Raw genomic sequence first — 17,020 nt, forward strand, 5'->3', positions numbered from 1 at the left:
CTTTATATTTTGACGCAGCAAAAAATAGCATTGCCGGAAGCGCCATCACTGGGTATGAGTTTTTCATAATCATGTTCGAAAACATGCACCTCAAAATACGGCTGCAGCAGCTGTTGTAATTCGTCAAAGGTTACGGCCACCATGGGATGTTCGTCCTGCCATGTTTCGGTATGCAGGCCCGTGGTCTTTTCAATTTTAAGGCGCAGGGACTGCTGCTTGCCGTGGCCGCTGTATCGCCAACCCGAGCTGAAGGCAAAGTGGCTGCCATGGTGCTCGGCGGTATGGCGAACAAAGGCGCTGGAATCAATTTTGTTTTTATCGACCGTGTTAAAGCAAAAGACACCGCCAGATGGTAGCGCGCGGTGGGTGCTCGCAATACAGGATTTCAGCTGAGTAATATCGCTGCTGTAGTGTATGGAGTATAAAAAGCAGGTAATTAAATCAGGGGCGTCATCTACCTGAAAATTACACATGTCTTGCAGGCTGAAATGGCCAGTCGGGCAGCGCTGCTGAGCGAGATCGAGCATCGGCTGATTAATATCTAGCCCACTGCTCAGATAGCCAAAGTCGATGAAATGCTGAACGTGAGGGCCGGTGCCGCAGGCTAGGTCTAGATGTTTTTTGCCGTTGTTGCCGAAGATCTGATGTAGTCGGCGCACACAGTTGCTTTGGGCTTGGTAATCGATATCTGCGCACATTAAGTCGTAATAGCCAGACAGATCGGTGTAAAGCGCGTTAGTTGTCATCTTGGCCTTCTAAATCGCCATTATTTAGGAATATGGGTTTAAGTAATAGCGGCAGTAATGCAACGCCGAAGATGAAAATGGTCATGGCGTAGAAATTATCTAGATAGGCGATCATTGCCGCTTGTCGCTGAATTTCAAAATCTAGCAATTGTAAGGCGGCAAGCCCAGTATCGCCAAGGCGGTCGGCGGCGGCAAGAGGGTCTATTCCTGGCAGGCTAAACTGGGTGATGTGGCCACTCAAGTCGGCGTGGCTTATTTGGCTATTGCGGGAGATTAAAGTGAAGATAGCGGAGATGCCAAAGCTGCCCCCGATATTGCGCACTAAATTTAGCAGACTGGCACCGTCCGGGCGCAATTGCTGCGGCAGGGTCGAAAAGGCCGCCATGGTTGCCGGGGTAAACAGCATACCTAAGCCCAGGCCCTGTATGAAACCAGACGATAATATTGGCCCAGCATCCATTTCTAAGGACCATGTTGCCATCATGCCTAGCGCCGCTGCGCAAATTAGGTAGCCGGCACTCATTAAATAGCGCAAGTCCATGCGTTGCATTAGCCGCCGGGTAAGGAACATGCTAATCATCACACCGAGACCCCTTGGCATGAGGAGTAAGCCGGTGTCGATGGCGCTGTAGCCAAATAAATTTTGAAACATGGTTGGCAAGACGGCGGCGATAGCGACGTTCGCTAAGCCCAAAATTAACATGATGGCTAAGCCGCCCAGAAAGTTTTTATCTTTTAGCAGGCCGGCAGGAAATAAGGGTGTTGTTGTTGAGCGCGAATGGATAAAAAATATCCACACGGCGGACAGGGCAATGATTAATTCGATAATGATTTCCCATGAGTCGAACCAATCTTTATGCTGCCCGCGATCTAACATAAGCTGCAGGGAAACGAGGGCAATTGCCAGAATAAGAAAACCAAAACGGTCGAGCTTACGAGGCACGATGGGTCGTGATGGTAATAGCCAAGCCAATACAATGAGGGTTGGTATTCCGATAGGTAAATTCACATAAAACACCCAGCGCCAGCTCAGGGTGTCGGTGAGTATGCCGCCGAGCATTGGCCCGGTAATTGGCGCAATCATCACGACCATGCCCATCATCGACATTGCGGAGGCTTGTTTGCTAGGCCGATTAATATCGAACAGAATGGTTTGTGACATCGGGCCAATAAAGGCGGCACAGACGCCCTGTAGTACGCGGAAAATCACCATTTGTGTCAACGACGTCGCCGCTCCACAGAGCGCCGAAGCAATTAAAAAACCGGCAACGGCATAGAGAAAGGTGCGTCGTGAGCCGAATTTGTCAGAGACCCAGCCAACCAGCGGTATTGTCATGACGGTGGCGATGATATAGCTGGTTAGTATCCAGCTTACGGTGTCCATTGTGGCGCCGAGGCTGGATTGCATGTGGGGCAGAGCGACATTGGCAATCGTCATGTCGAGAATCTGCATGAGGGTGACCATCATCACGGCCGCCATTAATAGGCCCTGATGACGACTTGCTAGCGCTGGCTCGTCGCGGAGTGTGCTACTCCCCAGTGCTAATTCGGACATCGACCGATAGCCCCGCAATCAATGGCCGCGCAGGCTTGCTATCAATGCTAATACGCACCGGCACACGCTGGGTAACCTTAACCCAATTACCGTTGGCATTTTGTGCTGGTAATATTGAAAACTCTGACCCAGTGCCGGCGCCGATGCTTTCTATTTTACCGCGCAGTTCCATGTCTGGGTAAGTGTCCAGTTCCATGATGGCAACTTGGCCGACACGAAGTTGATTGAGATCGGTTTCTTTAAAATTAGCCTCTACCCAGCTGCGATCAGTATTAACAATACTGACTGAAGGCAGGCCCTGCATCATAAGCTGGCCGATTTGGAGGCGATCCATTTGGCTGATAATACCGCTGACGGGAGATCGAACTTCGGTGCGGGAGAGGTTTAGCTGTGCTTTTTCAAACTGTACTTTTGCGGCTTGTAGCGCGGGGTATTCCCCTGAATCTGAATTGCCGCTGGAGAGGGCGACTCTTGCTTCCTCGGCGTCAGCTTTTGCGGACGCTAGGCGTGACCTTGCTTGGGATAAAGCGTGCTCAGCTGCGCGAAGCGCCGATTGGCTGGTGACGCTGGTTTTGTCGAGGTCTCGCTGGCGCTGGTATTCGCGCTCGAAGTAGGCGACTTCTTCTTGTGCGCTTTCAATGTCGATATGTGAGATTGAATAGCTGGTTTGCAGTTGCTCATATCGAGCGGCAGCGCTAGCCATTGCTGCCTTTGCCTCTAAAACTGCGAGTTCAAAGGGCTTTGGGTCAATGCGAAATAATAAATCGCCCGCCGCTACCCGTTGGTTTTCGCGCACCGCGACATCAACAATAATGCCACCCACTTCGGCACTAATCGAAATTTTGTCCTGCCTGATATAGGCGTTGTCAGTAGAGGTGAAGCCCAAGTTTGCATAATAGTAAGCGATGGCGGCGCTAAATAGCAGGAGTGGTACCACGAGCATGAGTGCTAGGCGACGGATAGGCGGAGACAAAATCATACCTCTATGTTGTATGTAATTGTTAGTGCTGTCCTGATAACAATAATCGTTTTCCGCGCCCCAGGCCTATTTGGGTGGCGCAGTAAAGTACCGGCGCAATATTGCATGAAAAGGATGCGCCAGCACAATTATATACTCGGTGACTTATCGTCACGCTATCGTCTGTTTGAATTTATGCTTTGCGTTTATTGATCTGTATTGGCAGTCCGTCCGTTGGGAATACGATTGGTACAACATTAAATTGCATTTTATAGCCAGGCTTTACGCTAATGGTGTGGTTGCGAAGCAAGTGGAACAGAAAAAGCTTTACCTGCATTTCAGCAAAATTGAGACCAATGCATTTGTGGTGACCGCCACCAAAGGGAATCCACTGGTAGAAGTGCCTTTTATGCTCGGCGCGTTCTGGGGAGAAACGTTCGGGGTCAAATTTTTGTGGTTCAGTCCACCATTCTTCCATGTAATGGGTGAACAGGGGGGATACGCCGACGCCGGTATTGGCCGGAATACGGTAGCCCATAATTTCGGTTTCTTTAATGGTGCGACGGGGGATTACGGGGACGGGGGGGTACATCCGCAGGGCCTCTTTCATTACCAAGCCCGTTTTTTCCAGCTTAGGTAAGTCGTCGTACTGCAAATCATCACCGGTGATTTGCTGATATTCGTTGTGCAGTATGTCTTGCCATTCGGGGTTTTTGGCGATTGCGTAAATGATAGAGCACAGTGTGCTAGTGGTAGTGTCGTGGGCGGCAAACAGTAAGAAAATAATATGGTCGCGCACGGCTTCGTCGCTGAGTTCGTTGCCGTCTTCGTCTTTGGCATGGCAAAACTGCGAGAAAAAGTCGCCGCTTTCCGTGGCGCGTTTGGCGGTGATGTGCTTTTGAATAAACTCCTCTAGGGCTTGTCGGCCTTTGATTCCCTTGTACCAGGTTGTGCCGGGTATCGGCAGCTTTACTACCGCCATTGACGCTTCCATGGCGTGGAGGAATCCCTTATTGATTTTGTCTGCCTCTTTGCCCATTTCCACGCCCATAAAGACTTGCGCGGCCACATTGAGTAGCAAGCTTTTTATGCTGTCTTTAAAACCAAATTCGCTGTCTTTTGGAAAGTCGATGACGCCTTGGCGCATTCTCGGGTTCATGGTTTCTAAATAGGCTTGCAAAGATTCCTTTTTAAAGGCTGCCTGCAACACTTTTCTGTGGAAGCGATGTACGTCGAAATCACGCAGCATAAGGCCGTTGGGGAAGAGCTTGTCGAGGATGGGGTCCCAGGCTTTTTTACTGGAAAAGATCTTGTCGCTGTCTTTAAGTACTAGCTCATTGGCCTCTGGCCCAAGCAGGGCGATATTGCGCTGCAAGAGCGCATTATTACGATATATCGGGCCATAAAGCTTATATTTGCGGTTAATTAAACCGTGGTAGTCCTTTAAAAATTCAACGGTGTCACCAAGGATGGGCAGCGCGCCGTTGTCGCCGGGAATATGGTCGACGTGGCGGTTAGCTTTACGTGGCAGTTCCAGATAATCAGTAGACGTTTTCATGCTTATTTCCTTATTTAAAGATGCCAGCCGTTAAACAGTAGGTCGATAGATTGTTGAATATGATTTTCAATTTGTTTCGGACTTAACTGGGGGCTGCCCGTGAGCTTTTGAAAAAAGGGGTATTGCACTACCGGTGCGGTTGCCGATTGCACGACAAAAAACAAGGTTTCAATCGGTATTGGTTTTAGCTCGCCATGTTGATTCACTTTGTTAACGAGTTCGCGAATGTATTGCCAGGGCGATTCAAAATAGGACTGATAAATATAATCCAAGCGCGGGCCTTGGCATTGGGATTCTTGCTGGTAAATCAGGTAAATCGCGGGATGTTCAAAGGCGCTGCGAATATAGACCGCAATGGCCGCTTTGAGAGCGTCCAGCTCTGTGTGATTGTCATCAATGTGGTTTAAAGCATTGACCACTTTGGCGGTAGTTGCACCTGCTAGCTTGTCGACCACCGCTTTCCACAGCGCTTCTTTAGAGTCGAAATAGTGGTGGAAAAAGGTGTAGCTAACCTTGAGCTCGCTTTGCAATTTACGCAGCGATACGCCGTCGTAGCCGTCGCGAGCGAAAATGGCGGCGGACGCCTCCAGTAAATGATCAATAGAAGGGCTTGCAGCTTCGTCGTTACGTGGCCGTCCGCGTCGTCGTGTTGGCGTTGCTGTGTTCATCGTTAAGGCCAATATTAAACAGGTGTTTAATATTGGCCTCAGCCCGCTCCATTGTCAATAGAGCGGTGCCAATCCCCTCTGTATGGATGATGTGCGCTTTTCGGTGCTCCGCTAAGCTGAACTACGATTGTCATAAAAACCAATAACAGGACGAATATATGCTTTTACAGGGCAAGGTAGTGATTGTGTCGGGCATTGGCCCGGGTTTAGGGCAGGAGCTTGCTGTAGAAGCGGCTAGGCAGGGTGCCGCGGTAGCAATGTGTGCCCGTACCCCTGCAAAACTCGATGAGGCCGAGCGAGAAATCCTCGCCTTGGGCTTGGATACACCGATTTTGAAGGTGGCGACGGATATCAGTGACCGCGAGCAGTGTAAGGCGCTGGTTGCGCAAACCATTGCGCGATTTGGACGTATTGATGTGCTGTTTAATAGCGCCTATAACCCCGGTAGCTTTGAACCGATAGAAGTAGCCAATCTCGATAGCTGGCGTGCGGCCATGGACGTAAACTTGTTCGGCACTATGGCTTTGACCCTAGAGGTTGTGCCGCACATGAAAGCTCAAGGTGGTGGGGCGATTGTCATGATCAATACCATGGTTACCCGTAAACCGTTGCAGACCCAAGGTGGCTACGGTGCATCGAAGGCCGCCTTGGCCAGCGCGACCTCACATTTGGCGCTGGAGCTGGGACAGTACAATATCCGCGTTAACTCAGCTTATATGGGGTGGATGTGGGGCCCTTCGGTTGAAGGCTATTTGCAAATGAATGCCGACGCTGGCGGCCCGAGCGTGGCAGATCAGCGCGCGGCGGTGGCAAAGAATATTCCGCTGGGTGATATTCCTGACGATGCTGATTGTGCCAAGGCGGCAATCTTTCTTGGCTGTGATTATGCCTGCGCGATAACCGGCGCTGCTTTAGATGTAAATGGCGGAGAGTATTTGCCGCATTAATTGTGGCGTTGCTTATAAAGTACTGGGCTAAATAGTCAGCCCAGTACTTCAGCTAAATGGAATTAGCTGGCTGGTGGGGTTTTGCTTGCCGCTTTAGCTTTAGCCGGGGCCTTTTTCGCTGCCGCTTTTTTGGCCGGTGCTTTTTTTGCTGCGGTGGCTTTCGCTGGCGCCTTTTTGGCTGGGGCTTTCTTTACCGCCGTCTTTTTGGCTGGTGCTTTTTTGGCGGCTGGCTTAGCTGTTTTGTCAAAATTCTTGGCGGCATCTTGGGCCGCTTTAGCCAGTGCCTTAGCGCGCTGATAATCACCCTTTAGCTCAGTAAGTTGGTCTTTGGCCATAATCATTAAGGCTTTGGCATCTAGTTCTAATTCTTTTGCCGCATCTACTGCGCCATGAGCACGGTCTAACTGCTTGTGGACTTTGGCGTCCATGCTGGCTTTTGCCTTTTTCTGAAGCTCGCCGAGCTTAGTCTGCTCTTCCTTTAGCTTTTTACGTGCTCGCTCAGCTTGCACTTTCGCTTTGTCCATTGCCTTGTGGGCATCAGCCATTAAGCGATCGCGCAGTTGTTCAACTTTGTGCTCTAAAGATTCGATCTCTTTACGGATTAATGCAACGGGGTCCATTTTCTTATTTGCCATGTCAGTGAGCCTCTGGGGTCGATTTTTCTTGTTAAATAAAAATCTGTAACAGCACTAACATAGCAAACTTTGCGATAATGGACAGTGAATCTTGAAATGCTAGGTGAAAAAAATGGATAAAATGAAATCTGATGCTATTGAAGCGGCTGCATTCAGGCGCTTATTAGCCCATCTCGACAGTCGCAAAGATGTGCAAAATATCGATTTAATGAATTTAGCTGGCTTCTGTCGTAACTGTTTGTCTAAGTGGTATGTTGCCGCTGCGGAACAAGAGGGCGAAAGTGTCGATTATGAGGCGGCGCGAGAGCGGGTGTACGGCATGCCTTACGCGCAGTGGAAAGCTGAGTTTCAGGCTGAAGCCAGCCCTGAACAATTGGCTGGCTTTGCTAAAAAAAGCGACTAAAGCTCGCTTTAAAGTCCTCCGTTTGGGATAAAGCGATTGTCTGTATTTGCGCGAATCCACAGTAGCATGTCGCGGGATAGTTTTTCACCGCGCTTGCGCAGGGCTTTATTTATCCAAATGGCGGGTGACTCTTTGCCCGCATCCCAGCCGCTGATGAGTTTTTCGGCGCGGGTAAAAAAGCGTATTAAATCGACAAGCTCGTCGTTACTGAAGTTGGCGACGGCGGCTTGCCATTGCTCCGGCGCAACGCGCATAAAGACCGCGTATTTCTGCTGCTCTTCTTCGCTAAAAGGGGCGGGGAGTAATTCGAGCTTATCACTGCGGCTCAGAGCAATGCATTGCTGCAGCCACTGCGTGTCAATACTGAGGGTGACTTTCTCTTTTTCTGGGGTCCAGCTGCCAATCGCCATGTTAACTTATACCTACTTACCGATTATGGGGCTAAGGCCCTAGTATAACGCACAATCACGGGTGACTTGTGCCTAGCGATTTGCTATTTTACTGGCTATTTATCCAGTTGTTGGTGGCTTGCGGTGAGAATCAGCGTTTGCGCAAAATAATACATTGCGATTGTGATTGTTTTTACGCGTCGGTAGAGACGCGTGACAATCCTGCTTTGCGTGGGCGCCCGCTAGCGGTTGGTGGTGACGCCGCACGGCGCGGCGTCATTGCGACCTGCAATTATGAGGCGCGGGCCTTTGGTGTTCATTCAGCGATGGCGACGGCCACCGCATTGCGGCGTTGCCCAGATTTAGTGATAGTCGCGCCGAATATGGATAAATACCGCGAAGTTGCACTGCAAATTCGCAGCATATTTGCCCAGTTTTCTGAAATAATAGAGCCTCTGTCTTTGGATGAAGCCTACTTAGATGTAAGTGGTAGCACGGCATTTCAAGGTAGTGCGACGCGAATTGCGCAAGCTATACGGCAACAGGTGAGTTCTGAACTTGGTATTACCATTTCTGCGGGCGTGGCCCCGAATAAATTTTTGGCGAAGGTGGCCAGTGACTGGAATAAGCCCGATGGCCTTACTGTGATTACGCCAGCCCAGGTCGACGACTTTGTCTTAAGCCTGCCAGTGAGCAAAATTCATGGCGTCGGCAAGGTAATGGCAGCGCGGATGGCTGCCTTGGATATATACACCTGCGCGGACCTGAGGCAGCGCAGTATGGATGAGCTGCAGCGTCACTTTGGTAAGTTTGGTCAGCAGCTTTATGATTACGCCCGCGGAATTGATCAGCGCGATGTCAAAACCCACCGCCAGCGCAAATCCCTTAGTGTCGAAAACACCTACGCGGAAGATATTGAGGGGGTGGAGCTAGCGCTTGCGGCGTTGCCCGCTTTACTCGATGAGCTAAAACGACGCTTGAATAAGCACAATGGCGAAACCTTTACTGGCGTGTTTGTGAAATTAAAGGCATCTGACTTTAGGCAGACCACCATCGAGCGGCGTTGCGATGGCTTTCTTGAATTAGACCTGTTTGAGACTCTTCTCAAAGAAGCTTGGCTAAGAATGGAGTCTTCCCTGCGTTTAGTCGGGGTGGGGGTTCGGTTTGGCAATAAACAAAGTGGGGCAGTGGCTGAGCGGCGTGCTGAGTATCAATTAGATTTGTTTGATCCGGGCATCTAGGCTTACCCTACAAAATACCATGTTCCTCAGATGCTTGCGTTCGTAAGCAATGACTCTTATTAGTAGGTGTGTTTGCGTTCGCCGTCCCTCATTAAGCGTTTCGCTAAGACAATAAAAAAAGGGAGCACGGTTTCCCGTACTCCCTTTGTCAGTTTAGTAAGCCTTATTTATTCGGGCTAATAACCTGCAGCTCAACACGACGATTGCGTTCACGACCTTCGTCAGTACTGTTGTCGGCAACCGGCCTACTTTCGCCGTAGCCTTTGGCTTTTTGACGTGACTCGCTAATGCCTTTACGTGTTAAGTAGCGCACCACTGATTCAGCGCGTGACTGAGACAGCTTCAGGTTGTATGCATCGCTACCAACCGAGTCGGTGTGACCCATGATGATGATGTTTACGTCAGGCTCATTGGCCAGTGATTCTGCAACTTTATCAAGTACGGTCTGTGAATCTAGCATCAGACGCGACTTGTTAAACTCAAAATGCACGCCGCTTAAGGCAACAGTCTGAGATATCACACAGCCACGTGAATTGACTTTAAGGCCTGGCAGAGTACCTGGGCACTGGTCAATCTTGTTTGGTACGCCGTCGCCGTCGCTATCCAGTGGGCAGCCTTGAGCATTGACTGGAACGCCGCGTGGAGTGCCTGGGCACTGATCAATGTCATTTGGTACGCCGTCGCCGTCGTCATCAATAGAGCAGCCGTTTACATTAACCCGAGCGCCAGGCGGCGTGTTAGGGCATTGGTCGCGGAAGTTAGGAATGCCATCGCCGTCGCTATCCAGCGGGCAACCCGTAGCGTCAACTGGGGTGCCGCGCGGAGTATTGGGGCATTTGTCGATGCGGTCGGGTACGCCGTCACCGTCGGAGTCGAAATTATACGGGCGCGGTTTCTCGCCAAAGGGTACCGAAATACCGATTAGGGCTGCGTAGGTGTAGAAATTATCATCGTCAGGGAATAAGGGCAGATCTCGCTGAATACTGTCAATTTGGTAGCGAATCTCACCGCGAAGGGAGACTTTATCTAGCTCATACATAAAGCCGGCGATCGCATCACTGCCGTAATCAGTTTGATTTGACGTGACGGTAGGCGTTTCGTAATCAATTTCATGGTAAGTGACGCCTACGCCCAGATAGGGCTGCAGTGCATCTGCGTTCAGCATAAACGCACCAAGGGGGAAGTACAGAAAATCTAAACCACCGGCAAAGCGGCTGTAGGTGTCGTTGTTGGTGTTTTTTAACTCACCGTAGTTAAGGTGGGTATCAACCATGACATAGGCGCTTATCGGCTTACCAATACCAATTTTACCTTCGTTACCTGAGTCGTAATCGTCTTTATCGGCAAAGGTCGAGCCAATCATGCCATGAACACGCCAGCGGCTATCAATTACTGCTTCTTTGTCATCGGCTGCATAGGCAGAAAATGCACTGCACCCAACAGCAAGAGCAAGCGTTATATTACGCAGTTTACTCATTGATAATTTCTCCATAGCTTTGTGTTGTAAAAACGCGACCAGTTGGTCGCGTTTTTTCTATTGTTTTTAGAGAGGGAGGTCGAGGCCGAGGCCGGATAAGATGTCGCCCAAACCTAACGTATCAAGTAGACCGTTAAGCGCTGAAAGATCGGGAACTTGATCTATGGGGAGACCTGTTTGCTCTGCAACAGTCGCTAAAGCGCCGGCTAAGGTTGCAGCCAATTCTTCCGGATTTAGGCCTTCAAGTGCGCTAGTTAAGTCCTCAGGATTAATCTCTTCTGCGCCGGGAATCATACCCACCAAGCTGGTAATTGCGGCAATTACGTCATCTGTAGGCAAACCTTCTCCACCAGCATCGCTCAGTGCGGTGATTAAATCGCCCAGAATTGCCTGAACACCATCCAAATCGCTTGGAATAGGCACTGGTAGCTGATCTATACCGGGAATGTCACTGAAGTCGCTGGTTAGGATTGCATCAAGCAATGCATCAACGGGGATCTGGTTCAGTGCGTCGCCAACCGGTAGCTGAGAAATCGCTGGGTCGCCGTAGTAGCCAAGGTTAAACAGGGCAGGTAGTAACAACTGGTTAGACAGATCGTCATTAGCCGACAACAGTGGATCCAAAATTTGGCAGATAGAGCCGGCCTGATCTTGCAGGGCAATAGTACCAGCAGGCTGAATCAGTACGCTGGCGCCGTTTTCAGACAGCGGATCTGCTTCTACTGCAGGGTTGCTACCTTCGGCGGGTTTAGCGGCGGTGTATATCAGGTTTTTGTCGGCGTCGACAAACACGCGAATACACATTGTTGCTAGACGCGCATCACCTTGGGTAACTAATAAGCCTTTTTCGGTAGCGCTAAACTCAGCAGGTTTGCCAGCACTGGTTAATGGTAGTGGCAGGGCATCAAGGATTTCTGCTGGTACTCCTGAGCCGAGGGCGTCAGCAAGAGGTACTAGCGCAGCATCCAGTGGGGTGTCTGTTGGAATGCTGTCTTCTGGCAGGGCAATGCTTTCGGTAATAGGTGCGACAACACAGGTTTTATTGGCGCTGTCGTAATAGCCAACATCAGCCGTATAGATAACGGCCTCGAGCTCTGACACGTCCTTAAGAATACTAAGGTCGGCAGGATCAACAGTTGCAGGGTCGGCGCCAGCATCTACTGCGCTTTTCAGGAGAGCGTGGGCGTAGAACTTACGGCTCCCAGGTATTGTACTAAAGTCAAACCCGTTTTCTCGGCTGGCGTTGATGCTGTAGTTGCCGCTGCCAAGGCAGGAGAATTCATCAACAATTGGCGCCTGTGATGGGTCGTCTTGTTGCTGCAACAGGTATAGTGCAACTAAGCGGTCATCGATAACATTGACAGTAACGGAGTCGGTCAATGAGCCTTTGTAGGTTGCGATTAAAGCAGAGCTGCCAAAGGTTGGGTTAGCTGGCGTGGTTGGGCTCGCGGTGGTCATTGGGTCTTGTTCTGGGTTTACCTTCAGGATAGCTGGTGCGCTAACAGTCCACTTAACGGTGCTGTCGCCGCAACGTGCTTCAAGGCCAGAATAGTTACAGATTGCAACGAAGTCTTGGTCTTCCTGAAGAATGCTGTAGTTGATGTTGTATATTTTGTCTGAGTTCACCGCAGCGAAGGAGCCGTCCTTATTGATGGGCCTGATGGTGACGGAGTCAACATCTGCATCGGTAAGGTTCAGTTTTAAGTTGCCGGTGATGCTACTGGTGAGGCTGTTTTTGTAGCTGGCGGTAACCAAACTATTGTTTTTAGAAGTATTGTTGCGAATGGCGTTGTAATCAGCTTGGCCAATTAAGGTCGCTGTGCCGTCAGTTGTGCTTAAGTTTGTGCTGTAAATATCGGTGGGCGTACCTGACCAGCTTAAAACACCGGCGCCGCGGCACTGATAGCGATCAAATACTTGGTCAGCATTCGCGGGGTTTTCGTAGTGCAGTTTGGCAACCATTTGCAGTGTTTCGCCAGCAGGTACCGTTGCTTCTGTAATGGCGGTGCCATTATCTAAGCCTTTGCAGCTTGTTAGTGGGGTAACGGTTTGGTCTAAGTCGCCGTTACCATTACAAGTTTGGCCTGCAGGGTTAACTACGACGCATACATCCACAGATTTAACCGCTGCGGGCTGAATGATGATGGTTTTAACAGCAAAAGTCGCTGGGTCGTTGGCCGTGTCGTCATCATAGAGTAGTGTGCAGTCGGAACTTGGGGCGATGGTGCTGATAATAACGGTAATGGCTTCTTGACTATTGCTGCTATCAAAGGGGTTGGTGATGGTTGCAGTTGCCGCGGTTTGGCCGCCTGCATATTCCGCAAACTTAAAAAAGCCTTTATTGGCACAAAACTGAGCTTCTGCAGTGCGGTTTTCACGCTGGGTCAGACCTCGCAGGGCTTGTACTAACTGATAAGAAGCAGTGGCGGTCGCGTCTGCATCCAGCGGATCGATTGCGATAATTTCTGGGCCAGTAATAAACGGCGGCGGTACACGTTTGGGTGGAACAACCGTGAACTCTTCAGAAACGACATAGGCAGTGCCTTCAAAAGTGTAGCTACCATTTAAGGTAAGTGTAATGGGGCCTTGAGGCTCAGCGAGGAAAGCGGTGCTGATGATGTCTTTTACTTTACCAAAGCTAGTCGCCTGGCGAACGGCGGCAGCTAGGTCGGCAATCGCTGGATCGCCGACAGGGCCGCTGATAGACCAAGTTGTTTCTCCGGTGACATTTAGTTGGGGGCCTAGATTTTTGTTAACGCCATCTGCTTGCAGGGCGACCATGCGCGCAAGAATACCATCTTCAACTTTACTCGTACCTAAACCGGCCAGCTTTGTTCCGAGAGGGAAGTCTATGCGCAAAGAGGTAGGGTCGAGCTTTGGGTTGGCACGGTCTGGGCTGCGGGCATCACTACCGCCACCGCAAGCAACGAGCACGCTCGCTGCGATAGCTAACGATATACTAAGAATTTTCGTTTTCATTTGTTCCCCTCCAGGAGAAAACTGCCGAAACACAATCGAGTTAAACATTAAAGTTTTAGATGCACGTAGTTTCACGGATGTGGTTATTAAAAACAACACTATGCGCAGCTAGGTTTTGATGTTAGCGCTAAAAATGTGAAAATTTCTGTGAATCAGTCGTAAATCAAGTGATCCAGTGCGATGCAAAGGGGAGTTTTAATAAAGAGGGCTTAAAACCCCTCCCTTGGCGGAGGGATTTTAAGCTAAAGATAGCTTTCAATTGGTGGGCAGGAACAGATTAAATTGCGATCACCGAACACATTGTCGATGCGGTTTACGGTCGGCCAGTACTTATTGTCGCGTAAGCTCGCGACGGGGAATCCAGCCTCTTCTCTTGAGTAGGGGCGATCCCAATCTGCGGAAATGATATCCGCTAAGGTGTGAGGAGCATTGACCAGCGGATTGTTGTCGGCGGGGAGTTGCCCGCTTTCAATGCGGCCTACTTCCCGGCGAATATGAATCATGGCGTCGCAGAAGCGATCTAGCTCGCGCTTGGATTCGCTTTCGGTTGGCTCAATCATCAAAGTGCCTGGTACTGGGAAGGACATGGTCGGCGCGTGGAAGCCGTAGTCCATTAAACGCTTGGCAATGTCTTCTTCACTAATGCCGGTGCTTTCCTTTAAGGGTCGCAGGTCAATAATACATTCGTGGGCGACGCGGCCATTGCGGCCGGTGTACAGCACTGGGTAGTGATCATTGAGGCGAGCGGCTACGTAGTTGGCGCTCATTATTGCCACTTGCGTTGCTTTCTTTAGACCCTCGGCGCCCATTAAGGCAATGTATGTCCATGATATGGGTAGTATGCCTGCGCTGCCATAGGTGGCGGCAGAAACTGTGTCGTTTGTGGTCGCGATGCCTTCTACCGGCAATACCGGGTGGCTTGGCAGGAATGGCGCAAGATGAGCTTTAACGCCAATGGGCCCCATGCCAGGACCGCCGCCGCCGTGGGGAATGCAGAACGTTTTGTGCAGGTTTAGGTGCGAAACATCGGCGCCAAACTCGCCGGGCGCAGCCAGGCCGACAAGGGCGTTCATATTGGCGCCGTCGACATACACTTGGCCGCCGTGCTGATGGGTGATGTCGCAAATTTCGCGAATACCTTCTTCAAATACCCCGTGAGTTGAGGGGTAGGTCACCATTAGTGCCGACAGTTGTTCGCTGTGGCGTTCGGCTTTGGCGCGCAGATCTGCGATATCGACGTTGCCTAAGGCATCGCAGCCAACAATGACCACGCGCATACCTGCCATAGCTGCGGAGGCTGGATTGGTGCCGTGGGCTGAACTGGGAATTAAGCAGATATCGCGGTTAACGTCGCCACGGCTTTCGTGGTAGCGCTTAATGGCGAGTAGGCCGGCGTACTCACCTTGCGAGCCAGCATTGGGCTGCATTGAGAATTTGTCGTAGCCGGTGCAGGCAATCAGCTGCTGCTCGAGTTCGTCGACCAATTGTAAATACCCAGCCACATGGCTGCTGGGTGCAAAGGGGTGGATGCGGCCGAACTCCGGCCAAGTTATAGGCAGCATTTCGGTGGTGGCATTGAGCTTCATGGTGCACGAGCCCAGTGCAATCATGGAATGATTGAGGGCGATGTCTTTGCGCTCAAGGCGGTTCATGTAACGCAGCATTTCGGTTTCAGAGTGGAACTGATTAAACACCGGATGCGTTAAATAGCTGCTGTGGCGCTGGAGCTCGCTGGGGATGCCCGGTAAATCTTGGAGGCTCTCGTCGATTGCAGCTACCGAGGGCAGGGTTTTGTCGCCGGCGAAGACCGCCCACAGCTTTTCAATGTCGGCAGCGGTGGTGGTCTCGTCAAAGCTAATGCCGAGCTCGGTGGCGCCGCGGCGCAAATTAAGCAGTGCGCTTTCAGCCTTGTTCGCTAACTCGCCAGCTTGGTCACCGCACTGCACGGTGAGGGTGTCGAAGAAGTTGGTGTTACTGGTAAAGTCTAATTGCTTGAGGCCCTCGGCAAAAATACCGGTCATGCGGTTGATGCGCAGCGCGATGGTTTTAAGGCCGTCGGGGCCGTGATAAATAGCGTAGAACACCGCCATGATCGCGAGTAGGGCTTGGGATGTACAAATATTGGATGTCGCTTTTTCACGACGAATATGTTGTTCCCGGGTTTGCATGGCCATGCGCAGGGCTTGGTTGCCACGGCTGTCTACCGAAACGCCAATGATGCGACCCGGAATAGAGCGCTTATAGCTGTCGCTGGTGGCAAAGAACGCAGCATGGGGGCCGCCAAAGCCCATGGGTACACCAAAGCGCTGGGTGTTACCGACGACAATATCGGCGCCTTGCTCGCCGGGTGGTGTGACCAATAGCAGGCTCATAATGTCGGTGGCGACGACTGTTAATGCGTCTTGGGCTTTGGCTGCCGCGGTAATAGGGCGTAAGTCGCGGATCTCGCCATTGCTGGCGGGGTTTTGAATTAACACGCCAAAGCAGGGGGTGCTGGCTAGCTCACTTTCAGCATCGCCAATATGTATTTCTAAACCCAGTGGCAGGGCGCGGGTTTGCAGTACGGCGAGGGTTTGAGGATGGCAGCTGCGATCTACAAAAAACACATTGCTCTTGTTCTTGCGCACGGCGCGTTTGCTCATTGCCATGGCTTCGGCGGCGGCGGTGGCTTCGTCCAATAGCGAGGCATTAGCCAATTCGAGGCCGGTAAGGTCGATAATCATTTGCTGGAAATTCAGTAATGCTTCAAGGCGACCTTGTGCAATCTCGGGCTGGTAGGGCGTGTACGCGGTATACCAGCCTGGATTTTCTAAGACATTGCGCAGAATGACCGGCGGGGTGATGGTGTCGTAATAACCCATACCAATAAAAGATCGGGCAATTTGGTTTTTGCTGGCGATCTCGCGCAGACGATTAAGGGTTGCGGTTTCACTTTGTGGTGCAGGTAGCGGCATGTCGCCGCGCAGGATGGCAGCGGGAACGGTTTGTTGAATTAGCTCATCGAGTGAACTCACGCCAAGGGCGCTTAGCATGGCGTTGGTTTGCTCGTCGTCTGGACCAATATGACGTCTCAGGAAGTCATTGCTTTGGGAGAGGGCGGTAAGATTGTGGGTCATGCGAAGGGCTGCCTGCGTCGTCTAATTTGCGGCGGCCATTAAACCATAAAGGGGCGTCGGTTTCCTTGGCAATTTTCCCTGTTCGGCAGGCTTTATGCGCGAGGAATGTCGCTTATTCATTGCGCTAATTACGGCATTTTTTCAGGGAATCGACTGTTTGGTTTTTATCCATTGGCGAGATGCAAATTAAGTGAGTTCGCAATTTTAGTTACATCATCTGGCAGGGGTGTGTCGCAGGCGCTTTATTTGGCGCAATTTACCGTGTTTTGGCGTGATGATAGCCTCGAATCCCTGAGTGCAGGCGTTATAAGATAGTTGCTTATTAATGTTTGGTGCGAGGGCGGTGCA

13 protein-coding genes are annotated in these 17,020 nt (G+C 50.9%); 3 read left to right on the plus strand and 10 right to left on the minus strand.

The genetic code is table 11. The features are described 5' to 3' along the window. Positions 1-2: 2 nt before the first annotated feature. From AZF00_RS06220 to AZF00_RS06240, 5 genes are all read right to left on the minus strand, one after another. Positions 3-746, minus strand: coding sequence for a class I SAM-dependent DNA methyltransferase (locus AZF00_RS06220; RefSeq protein WP_008247043.1), 744 nt, complete (start codon positions 744-746; stop codon positions 3-5). Further along, positions 736-2,301, minus strand: coding sequence for a DHA2 family efflux MFS transporter permease subunit (locus AZF00_RS06225; RefSeq protein WP_008247044.1), 1,566 nt, complete (start codon positions 2,299-2,301; stop codon positions 736-738). Before AZF00_RS06225 ends, AZF00_RS06220 begins: the two co-directional genes overlap by 11 nt. Beyond that, positions 2,276-3,280, minus strand: a complete 1,005-nt coding sequence (locus AZF00_RS06230; protein WP_008247045.1) for an HlyD family secretion protein — start codon at positions 3,278-3,280, stop codon at positions 2,276-2,278. Before AZF00_RS06230 ends, AZF00_RS06225 begins: the two co-directional genes overlap by 26 nt. Before the next feature lie 172 nt (positions 3,281-3,452). After that, positions 3,453-4,817, minus strand: coding sequence for a cytochrome P450 (locus AZF00_RS06235; protein ID WP_008247047.1), 1,365 nt, complete (start codon positions 4,815-4,817; stop codon positions 3,453-3,455). A gap of 14 nt (positions 4,818-4,831) precedes the next feature. Beyond that, on the minus strand, positions 4,832-5,485 hold the full coding sequence (locus AZF00_RS06240) for a TetR/AcrR family transcriptional regulator (protein WP_008247049.1): 654 nt from the start codon (positions 5,483-5,485) through the stop codon (positions 4,832-4,834). Between the two features lie 158 nt (positions 5,486-5,643). Between AZF00_RS06240 and AZF00_RS06245 the strand changes: the two genes are divergently transcribed. Beyond that, positions 5,644-6,432, plus strand: coding sequence for an SDR family NAD(P)-dependent oxidoreductase (locus tag AZF00_RS06245; protein ID WP_008247050.1), 789 nt, complete (start codon positions 5,644-5,646; stop codon positions 6,430-6,432). Between the two features lie 62 nt (positions 6,433-6,494). On the opposite strand, the gene AZF00_RS19320 is transcribed toward AZF00_RS06245, so the two are convergent. Continuing rightward, positions 6,495-7,067 carry a hypothetical protein gene (locus AZF00_RS19320; protein ID WP_008247051.1) on the minus strand — a complete coding sequence of 191 codons (573 nt, stop codon included), beginning with the start codon at positions 7,065-7,067 and terminating at the stop codon, positions 6,495-6,497. Between the two features lie 112 nt (positions 7,068-7,179). On the opposite strand from AZF00_RS19320, the gene AZF00_RS06255 reads away from it, so the two are divergent. Next, positions 7,180-7,470 (plus strand): DUF1244 domain-containing protein, encoded by a 291-nt coding sequence (locus AZF00_RS06255; RefSeq protein WP_008247052.1) that lies wholly within the window; start codon positions 7,180-7,182, stop codon positions 7,468-7,470. Positions 7,471-7,478: 8 nt separating this feature from the next. On the opposite strand, the gene AZF00_RS06260 is transcribed toward AZF00_RS06255, so the two are convergent. Beyond that, entirely contained in the window at positions 7,479-7,880 is a 402-nt protein-coding gene (locus AZF00_RS06260) for a hypothetical protein (protein ID WP_008247053.1), read from the minus strand. Positions 7,881-7,948: 68 nt separating this feature from the next. Here AZF00_RS06260 and dinB point away from each other — a divergent pair, with 68 nt between their 5' ends. Beyond that, positions 7,949-9,100 (plus strand): DNA polymerase IV, encoded by a 1,152-nt coding sequence (dinB, locus tag AZF00_RS06265; protein WP_008247056.1) that lies wholly within the window; start codon positions 7,949-7,951, stop codon positions 9,098-9,100. A 163-nt stretch (positions 9,101-9,263) separates the two neighbouring features. Here the strand turns inward: dinB and AZF00_RS06270 are convergent, their stop codons facing one another. The 3 genes from AZF00_RS06270 to gcvP all read right to left on the minus strand — a co-directional run bounded on the left by AZF00_RS06270 (position 9,264) and on the right by gcvP (position 16,672). Next, on the minus strand, positions 9,264-10,577 hold the full coding sequence (locus AZF00_RS06270) for an OmpA family protein (RefSeq protein ID WP_008247062.1): 1,314 nt from the start codon (positions 10,575-10,577) through the stop codon (positions 9,264-9,266). Between the two features lie 66 nt (positions 10,578-10,643). Next, the gene (locus tag AZF00_RS06275; RefSeq protein ID WP_008247063.1) at positions 10,644-13,556 is read right to left on the minus strand and encodes a hypothetical protein; all 2,913 of its coding nucleotides are present in this window, start codon (positions 13,554-13,556) and stop codon (positions 10,644-10,646) included. Between the two features lie 242 nt (positions 13,557-13,798). Further along, entirely contained in the window at positions 13,799-16,672 is a 2,874-nt protein-coding gene (gcvP, locus tag AZF00_RS06280; RefSeq protein WP_062383408.1) for an aminomethyl-transferring glycine dehydrogenase, read from the minus strand. Positions 16,673-17,020: the final 348 nt, after the last annotated feature.

Source organism: Zhongshania aliphaticivorans, assembly GCF_001586255.1.
Classification (GTDB): domain Bacteria; phylum Pseudomonadota; class Gammaproteobacteria; order Pseudomonadales; family Spongiibacteraceae; genus Spongiibacter; species Spongiibacter aliphaticivorans.